Source organism: Virgibacillus sediminis (assembly GCF_042643265.1).
In the GTDB taxonomy this organism is placed as follows: Bacteria; Bacillota; Bacilli; order Bacillales; family Amphibacillaceae; genus Virgibacillus_O; species Virgibacillus_O sediminis.
On record NZ_JBHRRZ010000017.1, the window covers coordinates 34,107 to 47,831 of the forward strand.

Annotated in this window: 15 protein-coding genes; all 15 read right to left on the bottom strand. The window is 48.5% G+C overall.

What is annotated here, in order from left to right; genetic code table 11:
• Positions 1-252 precede the first annotated feature (252 nt).
• Positions 253-1,581 (bottom strand): UDP-N-acetylglucosamine 1-carboxyvinyltransferase, encoded by a 1,329-nt coding sequence (murA, locus tag ACFODW_RS11185; protein ID WP_390306407.1) that lies wholly within the window; start codon positions 1,579-1,581, stop codon positions 253-255.
• Positions 1,582-1,616: 35 nt separating this feature from the next.
• Positions 1,617-2,330: a YwmB family TATA-box binding protein gene (locus ACFODW_RS11190; RefSeq protein ID WP_390306410.1), complete on the bottom strand. Its 714-nt coding sequence runs from the start codon at positions 2,328-2,330 to the stop codon at positions 1,617-1,619.
• A 98-nt stretch (positions 2,331-2,428) separates the two neighbouring features.
• Positions 2,429-2,659 (bottom strand): DUF1146 family protein, encoded by a 231-nt coding sequence (locus tag ACFODW_RS11195; protein ID WP_390306412.1) that lies wholly within the window; start codon positions 2,657-2,659, stop codon positions 2,429-2,431.
• A gap of 311 nt (positions 2,660-2,970) precedes the next feature.
• Complete coding sequence (locus ACFODW_RS11200) at positions 2,971-3,291, bottom strand: hypothetical protein (protein ID WP_390306414.1); 321 nt, start codon at positions 3,289-3,291, stop codon at positions 2,971-2,973.
• 44 nt (positions 3,292-3,335) lie between these two features.
• Entirely contained in the window at positions 3,336-3,548 is a 213-nt protein-coding gene (locus ACFODW_RS11205; protein ID WP_390306416.1) for a hypothetical protein, read from the bottom strand.
• Positions 3,549-3,626: 78 nt separating this feature from the next.
• Entirely contained in the window at positions 3,627-4,022 is a 396-nt protein-coding gene (locus ACFODW_RS11210; protein ID WP_390306418.1) for a F0F1 ATP synthase subunit epsilon, read from the bottom strand.
• 111 nt (positions 4,023-4,133) lie between these two features.
• Complete coding sequence (atpD, locus tag ACFODW_RS11215) at positions 4,134-5,543, bottom strand: F0F1 ATP synthase subunit beta (RefSeq protein WP_390306420.1); 1,410 nt, start codon at positions 5,541-5,543, stop codon at positions 4,134-4,136.
• 99 nt (positions 5,544-5,642) lie between these two features.
• Positions 5,643-6,500, bottom strand: coding sequence for an ATP synthase F1 subunit gamma (gene atpG, locus ACFODW_RS11220; RefSeq protein WP_390306422.1), 858 nt, complete (start codon positions 6,498-6,500; stop codon positions 5,643-5,645).
• A 112-nt stretch (positions 6,501-6,612) separates the two neighbouring features.
• Positions 6,613-8,121 (bottom strand): F0F1 ATP synthase subunit alpha, encoded by a 1,509-nt coding sequence (gene atpA / locus ACFODW_RS11225; RefSeq protein ID WP_390306424.1) that lies wholly within the window; start codon positions 8,119-8,121, stop codon positions 6,613-6,615.
• An 18-nt stretch (positions 8,122-8,139) separates the two neighbouring features.
• Complete coding sequence (locus ACFODW_RS11230; RefSeq protein WP_390306427.1) at positions 8,140-8,685, bottom strand: F0F1 ATP synthase subunit delta; 546 nt, start codon at positions 8,683-8,685, stop codon at positions 8,140-8,142.
• Entirely contained in the window at positions 8,682-9,146 is a 465-nt protein-coding gene (gene atpF / locus ACFODW_RS11235; protein WP_390306855.1) for a F0F1 ATP synthase subunit B, read from the bottom strand. The genes ACFODW_RS11230 and atpF overlap by 4 nt, the downstream gene beginning before the upstream one ends.
• 208 nt (positions 9,147-9,354) lie before the next feature.
• Positions 9,355-9,561 carry a F0F1 ATP synthase subunit C gene (gene atpE, locus ACFODW_RS11240; protein ID WP_085994045.1) on the bottom strand — a complete coding sequence of 69 codons (207 nt, stop codon included), beginning with the start codon at positions 9,559-9,561 and terminating at the stop codon, positions 9,355-9,357.
• Positions 9,562-9,648: 87 nt separating this feature from the next.
• The gene (atpB, locus tag ACFODW_RS11245; RefSeq protein ID WP_390306429.1) at positions 9,649-10,371 is read right to left on the bottom strand and encodes a F0F1 ATP synthase subunit A; all 723 of its coding nucleotides are present in this window, start codon (positions 10,369-10,371) and stop codon (positions 9,649-9,651) included.
• A 50-nt stretch (positions 10,372-10,421) separates the two neighbouring features.
• The gene (locus ACFODW_RS11250) at positions 10,422-10,814 is read right to left on the bottom strand and encodes an ATP synthase subunit I (RefSeq protein WP_390306431.1); all 393 of its coding nucleotides are present in this window, start codon (positions 10,812-10,814) and stop codon (positions 10,422-10,424) included.
• Between the two features lie 475 nt (positions 10,815-11,289).
• On the bottom strand, positions 11,290-13,692 hold the full coding sequence (locus tag ACFODW_RS11255; protein WP_390306433.1) for a S8 family serine peptidase: 2,403 nt from the start codon (positions 13,690-13,692) through the stop codon (positions 11,290-11,292).
• Positions 13,693-13,725 lie beyond the last annotated feature (33 nt).

Below are 13,725 nucleotides of genomic sequence, written 5' to 3' on the forward strand. Positions count from 1 at the left end.
CGAAATAAACTTAACAACTTTTTTTAATATTACCACAGAGTCACTGAAATATAAAGACAATTCTTTACATTGTTCCTATTTAATTAATTGCAATCGCTTTCTAATGTGAGGTAATATTACATTAAGAATCTACTACAAGTTATTGGAGTTGCATTTGGATGCAGCTATCCCTGCCCACGCACGGAATACTATTTTTTCTCAATAAAAAACAGATGGCCCTTATAGACCATCTGCTCAATTTGTCATATCTTATCAAGTTAATTTTGCCACTGCTTCCTCATTCGGCAGTTCTACTTGTACAATTGGTTCGACCACGTTGCCTTTTTCATCCACACGTTCAATGTCAGCGCCCAGTGCAGCCAGTTTGCTGGTCAGGTTCACATAACCGCGGTCCAAATGATGAAGATGTGTCACACGGGTAAAGCCATCCGAATTGAGGCCGGCTACAATCAATGCTGCAGCCGCGCGCAGATCGGTTGCCGCCACTTCTGCACCCTGCAGCTTACTTCCTCCCTCAATGATGACACTTCTTCCTTCAATTTTCATTTTAGCATTCATCCGTCGGAACTCTTCCACATGCATGAACCGGTTTTCGAAAACCGTCTCAGTAATCATACTTGTACCCTGGGCCTGCAACATCAGAGCCATCATCTGGGACTGCATATCTGTGGGGAATCCGGGATGGGGGAGTGTTTTAATGTCTGTCGACTTGAGGACTTCCGGGCCAATGACGCGGATTCCGTCTCCTTCTTCCTTCACCGTTACATTCATTTCTTCCAGCTTGGAAATGACGGAACGAAGATGCTCACTCTCTGCATTTTCGATCAGGACATTTCCGCCAGTGGCAGCTGCAGCCACCATGAAGGTCCCTGCTTCAATTCTATCGGGGATAATATTGTGGTCTGCACCATGCAGTTTATCAACCCCATTAATGCGAATCGTTTCCGTACCTGCACCAACGATATCGGCGCCCATTTTATTCAGATAGTTGGCAAGATCCACAATCTCCGGCTCTTTGGCGCAATTTTCAAGCACTGTTTTGCCCTCAGCCAGTGCAGCAGCCATCATGATATTCTCCGTAGCACCGACGCTCGGCATATCCAAGTAGATCTTCGCACCCTTGAGGCGCCCATTCACGTTCGCCTCTACAAAGCCGTTGCCGACATGGACCTTGGCCCCCATTGCTTCAAAGCCTTTCAAATGCAAGTCGATCGGACGGGAGCCGATAGCACAGCCGCCCGGCATTGCCACTTTCGCATGGCCATATCTGGCAAGCAATGGACCAAGCACCAAGACGGACGCACGCATCTTGCGTACATATTCAAACGGCGCTTCCGTGGAAAGTCTGCTGGACGCATCCACTTCCACTATATTATTTTCAAAGTTCACATCCGCATTCATATTGCGCAGAACTTCATTGATGGTATAGACATCAGCCAAGACTGGAACATCCCGGATGATGCTCTTTCCTTCACTTGCGCTAAGGCTTGCCGCAATCACAGGGAGTACTGCATTTTTAGCACCTTCCACTCTAACGGTGCCGTCTAACCGGTGTCCACCTCTTACGATGATTTTTTCCATATTCAAATTCTCCTTCAAATACGATTTCATTATTATTAGTATTCATGTATTAAGATAGGTGTGCCTAACGTATACGTGACAGCCCCTGTACCTTCGTCTGCTACAGCCATCTGAAAATTCCTGGGCCCATCGTCAAAGGCAAGTTTCTGTGTCCATAGTGGTATATACCCGTATACGATTTTTTTATGCTTCGAATTTCTTACTGTGTCGATTTGTGTCTTACTATGCTCAAAACCCAGTTCTTCCTTTAGCATATGTAAAAAACTATCGCTTTCCATTATACCACTCTCCACAGTACTCAGCCAAGCAAATCTTTGTGAAGCTTTTGTAAACATTTCATCTAAACTTTCCCTCTTTGACTGATAAACTTCCTTTGAGCCTTTTTCCCAGCTGGAGCCCTCGATCACAGCCGTAAATTGCGCGGCTGCATGCTCCTGTTCAGGGAGGATTACAGTATAATATTCGTTAATGCCACCTGTTTTGCGTCTGTCCACAAATACATATTTTACGCTGTTTTCATCCTTTTCCACAGTGACTTTATGACTATTTTCCAGATTACCGACTACTTTTTCTACAGTCTCCCTGTCCACGGCCTCTTTCACAATGTACTGCCACTCCGAAACTTCAAGCCCTGCCACTTCGACAACCTCAGCCATATCTATCAATTCATCAGTTTCCTCACTTGAATAAGCTTCCGTACCATTGATCATCAATAAAAGAAAGACACCAGCAGCCATCCATTTCATCATAAAAAACTCCCCCTGTCCGAATTTGCTTATTCTCCAGTATGGACATCAGGGGAGTTTTGCATACAATGAATCTATTAAATATTTAGTTGACTGATAGATTAAAAGAGATACCTCAGATCCTGGGACCATTGAAGAATTTCCAGGAAAAACCTGCTGACACCAGCGCCGATGACAATCGTGAGGAACAGCAGCAAAACCCTTGCTTCCGTCGTCTTCCCCTTAACCAGTAAGGCGTCGAAATTCAGGGAAACAACTACCTTCCACGTCAAGGATATAAACAGGATATGTGAAATTATGCTAATTAGTGCCTGCTGGCCAATATCTGCCATGATAACCACCTTATCTATTTATAAATTAGTTGAATACTTGATTGCTATATAAAGGAAAGCCTTTAGTAACTTTGACATGATTGCAGGGATATGTCAATGGATAGAAAGTTTTGGAGAAACATTGGAATATACTGACATCCATTTCCCGGGAAATATCGACAAATATACGTGATGCTAAACAGCTGGTGGGCGGTCGGGGTGTGCAGATACTCGGGCTGTTCTGCTGATAAAACATGCACCTGCTGATTTTCGGAGGGTGCTGCTGATAACATTGCTCTCCGGGCGATATCCTGTGCCTCCGGCTGATTAACCTATGTTTCGGCTGATTTCCGGCGGGTGCGGCCGATATAATCGCACACCTGCTGATACCCAGCGTGTCCTGCTGATAAAACTGCTCTCCGGGCGATATCTTGTGCCTCTGGCTGATTAACCTTAGCTCCTGCTGATTTCCGGCGAGTACTGCCGATTAATCCGCGAACCAGCTGATACCCTGCGAGTACTGCCGATATAATTGCTCTCCGGGCGATATCCTGTGCCTCCGGCTGATTAACCTGAGCTACTGCTGATTTCCGGCTAGTGCTGCCGATAAAACCGTACACCTGCTGATACCCTGCGGGGGCTGCTGATAACATTGCTCTCCGGACGATATCCTGTGCCTCCTGCTGATTAACCTATGCTACTGCTGATTCCCGAGGAGTGCTGCCGATAATACCGTACACCTGCTGATACCCAGCGGAGGCTGCTGATAACATTGCTCTCCGGACGATATCCTGCGCCTCCGGCTGATTAACCTATGCTCCTGCTGATAACCTAACCGTTCTGCCGATAAGTTCTCGTTCCGACTTTTTTCCTGCGCCTCCTGCTGATTCCCACCCCACCTGCCGAACAATCAACACTCTCCCGCATTCCACTTCCTGAATGCAAAAAATCTCTTATAACAGATGTTATAAGAGATTTTCCTTCAAGATCATTGACCCACATTAATGCGGTTCATTGCTCGTTTGAGTGCTAATTCTGCCCTTTGGAAGTCGATATTGTCCTGTTTGGCCTGGAGGCGGCGCTCTGCACGGGCTTTTGCCTCTTTGGCACGTTGGACGTCGATGTCTTCTGGTTTTTCTGCAGATTGTGCAAGGATGGTGACCTTGTCCGGTCGTACTTCCATGAATCCGCCGTTCACTGCCAATGGTGTGGTTTTATTTCCGTTCTTGAGACGCACAGCAGCAATGGATAGCGGTGCTACCAATGGAATGTGGCCCGGAAGGATACCCAGTTCCCCGCTTTCAGCCTTACAGCTTACCATATCAAAGCTTTCTTCCAATACGGGTCCATCAGGAGTAACAACACTCACAGTTAGTGTTTTCAATGCAACCCCTCCTAAAGACTGGTTTGAAGCCGGCTGATAAATTTATGTAAGGTAAAAAGTATCAGCCGTCACTGGAGATCAGGGATCTTCCAGCCTTCAACCTCCTGTCTGTTATTCCATTCCTTTAGCTTTTTCGACTACTTCTTCGATACGTCCGACCAGGCGGAATGCGTCCTCTGGAAGGTCATCGTGTTTTCCGTCCAGGATTTCCCGGAATCCTTTTACTGTTTCCGCAACAGGTACATAGGAACCTTTTTGTCCTGTGAACTGTTCGGCTACGTGGAAGTTCTGGGAAAGGAAGAACTGGATACGGCGGGCACGGGATACCGTCAGTTTATCTTCATCACTCAACTCATCCATACCAAGTATGGCGATGATGTCCTGCAGCTCTCTGTACTTCTGCAGGGTCCGCTGTACTTCGGTTGCTACCTGATAGTGTTCATCGCCGACTACTTCCGGGTCCAAAGCACGGGAAGTGGAAGCAAGCGGGTCCACTGCTGGGTAGATACCTTGCTCAGATAGGCCACGGTCCAGGTTGGTTGTTGCATCCAAGTGGGCGAAAGTAGTTGCCGGTGCCGGGTCAGTATAGTCATCGGCTGGTACATAGATCGCTTGGATGGATGTTACGGAACCTGTCTTCGTAGACGTGATACGTTCCTGCAATTGCCCCATCTCCGTTGCCAGTGTCGGCTGGTAACCAACCGCGGATGGCATACGTCCGAGCAGGGCGGATACCTCGGAACCTGCCTGGGTGAAACGGAAAATGTTATCGATGAACAATAGCACGTCTGCGCCTTGCTCATCACGGAAGTATTCAGCCATTGTCAGACCGGTAAGGGCCACACGCATACGTGCACCAGGCGGTTCGTTCATCTGGCCGAACACCATCGCTGTCTTGGCGATAACGCCGGAGTCCTTCATTTCATAGTAAAGGTCGTTCCCTTCACGGGTACGCTCCCCAACGCCGGCGAATACGGAGATACCACCGTGCTCCTGGGCGATGTTGTTGATCAATTCCTGGATCAGTACGGTTTTACCAACACCGGCACCACCGAACAGACCGATCTTACCACCCTTAACATAAGGTGCCAGCAGGTCAACAACCTTGATACCTGTTTCCAGGATTTCTGTTTCTGTGGTCAGGTTTTCAAACTCAGGAGTCGCGCGGTGAATCGGGTCACGGCGTACATCCTGTGATAATGGCTCATCCAAGTCGATGTTTTCACCAAGTACATTGAAAACTCTTCCCAGAGTATCTTCCCCAACTGGTACGGAAATTGGATTGCCTGTATTTTCTACTTCTGCGCCACGCTTCAGACCGTCTGTGGAAGACATGGCAATGGTGCGCACGCTGTTGTCACCCAGATGCAGGGCTACTTCAAGCGCAAGGTCGGTTGTTGCGCCGCCGTCTTCGGGCACAATTTTGACTTTCAAGGCGTTATATATATCGGGAAGCTGTCCGTCTTCGAATTTCACGTCGACAACAGGTCCCATTACTTGTGTAACAAGTCCTTTGCTCATCAATTTCCCTCCTAACTAACTTGCGGAAAAACCCGCCCTCTGTATCAGAGGTTTTCCCTTAAACTTTTTTCCGGCTGGGCTGCCGGAACGGTCAAGAAGCTATTCCAGTGCAGCAACTCCACCAGTGATTTCCGTGATCTCCTGTGTAATGGCCGCCTGACGTGCACGGTTATAGGACAGGGTCAGGTCATCAATAAGCTCTTTAGCATTGTCGGTGGCACTTCGCATAGCCGTCATGCTGGCTGCGTGCTCACTAGCTTTACCATCCAATAACGCTCCATATATCAAGCTTTCCGCATATTGCGGCAGGAGTACTTCCAGAATCGTCTGCTCACTTGGCTCATACTCATATTGGCTCTGGCTGCTGCCTTCGTTGCCGAGATCCATGATAGGAAGGAGCTGATTGGAAGTCACCTGCTGGGAAATCGCACTGACATAGTGGTTATAGAAGATATGAAGTTCATCAATTTCTTCATCTGTATACATCTGTACTGTTTCTGAAGCAAGTTCCTTGATATCAGCAAATTCCGGTTGGTCCGCAACTCCTGTAATGCTCTTTGATACAGGAAGATCCATCTTTTTGCAGAATTCATACCCCATCCGCCCGATGGCGATAATGGTATATTCATCCTTGGAGGAATGGCGTTCCTGAATCGTCTTGTAGACCTTCTTCAGTACATTACTGTTATAAGCACCTACCAGGCCCTTATCTGCTGTAATGATCAGGTAACCGACCTTCTTCACTTCTCTTTCCGTCAGCATCGGGTGGCCCGAATCAGTAGTGGATGCAATACTGGCAACCACTTCCTGGATCTTTTCACTATATGGGACAAAGTTCTTTGCATTCTGTTCGGCTTTCGACATTTTGGAAGCGGAGACCATTTCCATGGCGGAAGTGATTTTTTTCGTCTTCTTTGTCGAATCGATCCGACCTTTAATATCTCTAAGTGATGCCAAGCTTGTTCACCGCCCTTTCATTCGAAGGTTGCGTGTAATCTATTTCGTTCCAGTGATGTTTAAGCACCGGCATGAAAGGGAAAATCCCTTTCAAACCAACGCTTTCGCCTTATTATTCACTAGGCAGGAATGTTTTTTTGAATGATTCGACTATGTCGTTCATTTCGCTTTCTTCCGGCAGTTTGCCTGTTTGCTTGATGGAATCGAGTACTTCTCTGCGGTTGTTGTCAGCCCATGTGATCAATTCCTCTTCGAAACGGAGCACATCTTCGACTGCCACATCGTCAAGGTATCCTCTTGTCAGTGCATATAGGCTCAACACTTGATGTTCAACTGCCATTGGCTTATGGAGCCCCTGCTTAAGGATTTCAACGGTACGCTGACCGCGGTTCAGTTTGGCCTGTGTTGATTTATCCAGGTCGGAACCAAACTGGGAGAATGCTTCCAGTTCACGGAAGGATGCCAAATCAAGACGGAGTGTACCGGCAACTTTCTTCATGGCTTTGATCTGTGCGGAACCACCTACACGGGACACGGAGAGACCAGCGTTGATGGCCGGACGTACACCGGAGAAGAATAGGTCGGACTGCAGGAAGATCTGTCCGTCGGTAATCGAGATGACGTTCGTTGGGATATATGCAGCGATATCGCCTGCCTGCGTTTCAACGAAAGGCAGTGCAGTCAAGGAACCGCCACCCAAGGAATCACTCAGCTTAGCCGCACGTTCCAGAAGGCGTGAGTGGATGTAGAATACATCACCAGGGAATGCTTCACGGCCCGGTGGACGGCGAAGCAGCAAGGAAAGTTCACGGTATGCGACAGCCTGTTTTGACAGGTCATCGTATACGACGAGTACGTGCTTGCCGTTGTACATGAATTCTTCACCCATCGCCACACCTGCATATGGTGCCAGGTACAATAGCGGAGCCGGATCGGATGCACCTGCAGAGACTACGATGGTGTAGTCGAGGGCACCGTGGCGGCGGAAGGTTTCAACTGTACTTCTTACGGTAGATTCTTTCTGGCCGATAGCTACATAGATACAGATCATGTCCTGATCCTTCTGGTTCAGGATAGTATCCACTGCTACGGTTGTTTTACCTGTCTGACGGTCACCGATGACCAATTCACGCTGTCCGCGGCCGATTGGTACAAGGGCGTCGATCGCCTTGATCCCAGTCTGCAATGGCTCGTCAACCGATTTACGGTCCATAACTCCTGGAGCCGGTGCTTCAATTGGACGGCTCTTAGACGTTTCGATTGTACCGCGCCCATCAATTGGCTGTCCTAGCGGATTCACAACGCGCCCAATCAGTTCTTCTCCGACTGGTACTTGCATGATCCGACCGGTACGGCGAACTTCATCGCCTTCTTTGATCTCTGTGTAAGGCCCCATGATTACGATACCGACGTTATTTTCTTCCAAGTTCTGGGCCATACCCATCACACCGTTTGAGAATTCAAGCAGCTCCCCGGCCATGACGTTATCAAGGCCATGAGCACGAGCAATACCGTCACCGATTTCAATAACCGTGCCGACATCACTTACTTCAATATCTGCATCAAACGATTCAATTTGCTGTTTTATAAGTGTGCTGATTTCTTCAGCTTTGATGCTCATACCATTTCACCCCTATCCTCATTTATCTGCCGTAACAATGTTGCGCTCGATCCGTTTCAGTTTTCCGCTGATGGAACCGTCATAAATCGTATTGCCCATGCGGAGCTTGATGCCCCCCATAATGGAAGGATCCACCACATTGCTCAATTTGACTTCCTTCTTGCCGATCCGTTTGGCAAAGGAAGTTTCGAGTTCTTTCAATTCTGTATCGGAAAGCTGGCGCACCGAGTATACTTCGGCTTCTGCTATTCCCAATGCATCGTTTCTGAATTGAATCAGATGATCAATAATGGATGGAGTGAACTCCACGCGATGGCGTTCCACCAGGATTTTCAGGGTGTTGACGACATCTTTGTCGAGACCTTGAAACACTTCATCAATGAATTGTTTCTTCTTCTCATTATTGACACGGGGATGCTTCAGGAATGTGACCAGATTAGTGTCGGTTTGAAAAACTTCCTTCACTACACGAAACTCTTCCACGAATTTCTCCAGTGCAGCTTTTTCGTTTCCCAGCTGGAAAAGAGCTTCTGCATATCGCTTGGCAACTAGTGCTTCACTCATAGCTCTTCTCCTACCTCTTTAATATAGTCATTTATCAGTTTTTCCTGATCCTGTGCACTGAGCTCTTTCTCAATAACCTTGCTGGCTATCAGCACGGACAGTGAGGCCACTTTATCCTGCAATGCCTGCAGTGCTTTATCTTTCTCGTTCTGGATGTCAGCCTGTGCAGCTTCTTTAATGCGAGCTGCCTCTTGACGGGCAGATTCGATGATTTCCTGTTCCTGCCTTGCTCCGGCGGATTTGGCATCTTCAATCAGCTGCTGGGCTTCCTGTTTCGTCTGCTTCAGCTGTTCTGCTGCCTCCTGGGAGGCTTTTTCTGCATCGGCGCGGTTCTTTTCAGCAGCTTCAATTTCGCCAGCCACGTACTCCTCACGCTTCTGCATCATATTCATAACCGGTCCCCAAGCGAATTTCTTCACAAGTAGAAGGAGTACAATGAAGAAGAACAGCTGTGTAAGCATGTCCCCTACATGCAGTCCGCCAAGGGTCGCGTGAATGATCAAACTATCGGCAAATGTATGCACAGAATTCACTCCTTTCATTGGCCATTTCAGCGGTATTGTATATGTTCGTTTCGATTAAAATCGCCTATGTGTGTCAACCATAGTACAAACAACGGCGAAGGTTCTTCAGGAAGATAATCTTCGCCATCATTTCGACTGCATTCAATTACATTACCATTAATGCGATAACTACCGCGATGATCGGCATCGCCTCAACCAAACCTACACCAATGAACATAGTTGTCTGAAGTTGACCTCTAAGTTCAGGCTGACGGGCAATCCCCTCAACTGTACGACTAACAATCAAACCGTTACCTACACCAGCACCAAGTGCCGCCAATCCTACTGCAATTGCAGCTGCTAAAGCTCCCATAATATAAATCCTCCTCAGTGTTTTTTATAAAATTTTATTATTCCAATTCTAATAGAGCATTCTATTAAAACTGGCTAACTCACCATTCTAGTGGTCATTAGAGACCTTATGCGAAATGTACACCATGGAAAGCATGGTGAAAATGAATGCCTGGATACCGCCGATGAATACACTGAATCCCTGCCATGCAAGGAATGGTATAGCACCGCCTAGGAATCCGAGTACACTTGATGTCGTCAGTCCCACTAGCAGGGATAAGAGAACTTCCCCGGCATAGATGTTACCGAATAGACGCAAGCCAAGCGTCAAGGTGTTCGAGAACTCTTCCACTATTTTAATAGGGAAGAGGTATGGCAGCGGTCGGAAATAATCTGCTGCATACTCTTTGGTACCGCGAAGCTTGATACCATAATAGTGGGTCAGAATGATAACCATTGCTGACAGTGTCAGGGTGATTCCAGGGTCGGCAGTCGGTGATTTCCACCATAAGTCATGGCCGACAACCCCGTTGGTGATAACCCCGAGCAGGTTCCCCACAAGGATGTAGGTGAACAGCGTGATTGCCAACGGAAGGAACAGTCTGCCTGTCCTCCAGTCCATGGTATCGTTGATGATCCCTTTGATGAAGTCGAGGATCCACTCCATGACATTCTGAGCCCCGCTTGGTTTCATCTGAAGCTTCCTGGCCCCCAGCGCACATAGAACAAACACGATCAATGAGGTCACAGCGATCATGAATACGTTCGCCAGATTGAAATCCAGCCAGGAGATTCCAAATACATCTTCCACAATTGGAGCTGTATGATCCAATACTCTCACCTCTCTTATGCTATTTTATTGAATTAATCCATACTACCGCACTACCGTTCAGGGCTGTCCTTCTTTTTGTTGACTATAAGTTGAATAAATAGGTCCAGCATCATAACTATGTATGAAGATACAAGCCCGATGACGACGGCGATAATATGAAATTGTTCCTCAAACCGGAGAGCCACCAGTACGGCCGCTGCTGCTGCAGCCATCCGTGAGAAAGTGCCGATTCCGAGCCTGGAACCGCCCTTTGTTACACTTTCCCCTAACAGGTCCGTTTTCCGCTGGAGCAGCCAAAGGTTGTAAAAGCTGACAGCACTGCCCAGCAGCAGTCCATTGAAGATACGTATGTATGGCGTGAAACCGGCTCCAAGAACCAATAATGCGAGAAGATAGAACATCCACTTGCGCTGACGTTTTAGCATTGAATCATAATCGAACATGTCCATCCTTCTCCTCACACCTGTTACATCACTGCTGAAACACTCCGCATATACCTGTGGATGATTGCTTTTCAGACAAATTTCTGTTGAAAATTACAAATACTGACATTTGTTGAAAACCTTCTCATCCCACACTAAGCAAGTTTACAATAGCCCAACCTCTATTGTCAATTGCAACTCCTACCTTATTTCTTATATATATACGGCAATTTTTGGCGGGTTATTTAGAGTGAGTATTCATTGCTGGGCGCGGTTTTACTAAGCCCTTCACCGCCCGGCATCCATTTATGCTGGCAAAACCCGCTTATCCGGCCTTTCCATGCCGTTATGCCGGCAATTCCTTACCGATGGCGTAATGACGGTAATTTTCGCGCCTGCAGGTTCATGGAAACAGAAAAAGTGACATTTTTGTGAACTTACGAGAATGGATATTATCCTTTCCCTAGTCATTCACAATCATGCCACTATAGCGGTGCTATTCTAAGTGAAGAAGCAGTTCTACACTCTCCTGCTCCCCATTTTCCAAATAGGCTGTGATTACAGCGATATAGTACCCCGGGGGCCCGAGATCTTCGCCTGTCAGCTTCCCTTCATTCTGCCCTGTCTCCGGTTCTTCCACCCGTAGCAGGTTCCGCTCATACATCAGGGTATCAGGATCATACAAATCCACCTCTGCCAGTACTGCCTTCTCGGTCAGGTACAGGTGGTATTCATACATGTCGTCTTCGAACATCCGCGGTTCCAGCTCAAACCCCATTACTTTCGGCTGCCCTGCCTGTTGATTGACAAAGAGATATGGCAAGTGGATCCGCTGCTCTTCCTCCATCAGGGTAATCCAACCCTGGTGGACACCTTCCTCCAGCTGCTGTGAATTCACAACCAGTTTCACCGGCAGCTCGGCACTTTCTCCCGGTGCCACTTCCACTGTCGTGGGAAACTCCCAGGTCAATCCCCTTTGCTTGCGAGGAATGTCAAATGTATAGGTCTTTGGCTTGCTGCCGTGATTTTCCACTTTGAGAACCTTTGTCGCTGATTCCCTATAACCTGCCATGGTTCCAAGGGAAATCATCGGATCATGGATGATGGTCTCCGCCTCGACAGCCTCCTTGGGCCGGATTTCCCCCATTCCCTGGATAGTCGCTTTCTCACTGGGTTTCCCGTCTTCCTCCAACGGCAATGCCGTCGTCATTAGTGCACCAAACAACTGTTCATTGCTCCAATCGGGATGTGCTTCCTTCAGCAAGGCAAGCGCACCGGTGACATGGGGTGCTGCCATGCTGGTCCCCTGCAGCTGCTGATAGCCGTCCGGCACGGTACTGATGATTTCCGTTCCAGGAGCAATCACATCCGGCTTGATATCCCAATTTACCGTCACCGGGCCCCGCGAGCTAAATTCCGCCACTGCTTTTTCCATATCCATGTAATTGGTCTCCAACCTTACCGGGCCTTGCTGGAGCTGTTCCTCCAGCCAAAGCCCTGCTTCCCGGGCAATAGAAGCGACAGGAATGGTGATTGGATCGTTCCCGCCATCAACAGAGCCATTCAAGGGGCCATCTTCATGATTATAAATAATCACCCCTGCTGCACCGGCCTCTTCTGCATGTTTTGCCATCTCATAAAAGGGCACCTCTCCCCGTTGGAATAAAGCGATTTTCCCGGTGAGGGCCTCCCCATCCCCACGGACGACCTGGGCGGCCCTCTCAAGCTGCCATGGAACCGACCCATGCATCGCAGCTAAAGGTATCGTCGTATCCGAGGGAAAATGATAAAGGAACGGCTGCTTCCTTTCTGGACTGGATGCACCCACGCCCAATGCGCCAGAAGCCGTCGCCGGCGAACCAACCGTCCAGTCGCCCGGGCCATTATTGCCATTGGCCAGCACGACCGCCACGCCCAATTCACTCGCACGGTTGACAGCCATGCTTGTCGGATAATCCGGACCGTTCACCGTGTTGCCAAGCGACAGATTCATAATGTCAACGCCATCCTTTACAGCCTGCTCCATCGCCGCAATTACTTGGATGCTTGTGCCCCTGCCGCCCGGTCCGAGTGCCCGGTATGCATAGATCTCCGCATCCGGAGCGACTCCCTTCATCACCCCGTCCGCTGCAATGATCCCCGCAACATGGGTTCCGTGTACCGTCGGAATCCCTTCTCCGGCTACTGTCTCCATCGGATCATCATCAAGATCGACCAAATCATAGCCTCCCCGGTAGTTTGCCGCAAGGTCTGGATGGTTATAGTCAATCCCCGTATCCACCACCCCTACTTTGATTCCTTTCCCGGTATAGGAGGTATCGTTCAAAGAAGATGGGAGCACCCCTTCCTCACCAGGCTCGGCCATTACAGCAGACATCTGGTCAGGAGCGGCCTCATAGGTCCTCACCTGATGGAGTGATGTCACGAATTCCAGTTCATTCAGCACCTCCAGCTTCTCCGGCCGGCCCCTTAATGCCAATCCACCGAATAATTGCTCATATACTTCAACCACTTCAATCATCGGGTGGTAGCTCTCCAAATATTCCTTATGTTCCCAGGGGTCTCCTTCAACTTCGACAATAATCGACTGTGCCTCACTATCCTTGGGCGCAGCATGGATCCCCGGTAAAGCAAAGAAGATAGCAGATAAGATGAAAATAACCCCAGCTGTACAGCGGTGCATGGCAAGACTCCTTTTTCTGCTTAGCTTTGGCGGATATGGCGTAAATATACCATCTTCCATGTCGGCTGGCAGGAGAGTAGGTGAAGTGAGTGGGCTCCTAGCGATTTTTCCGCTCTCCTGCTGATTTCCACACGCACCTAGCGATACTTCCGCTCTCCGGCCGATTCCCACTCGATACAGGCGATATTTCCATCCTACCCATGTATCCTTCACCATATAAAAAAGCCGCATCAATGAGCGATTCATTGA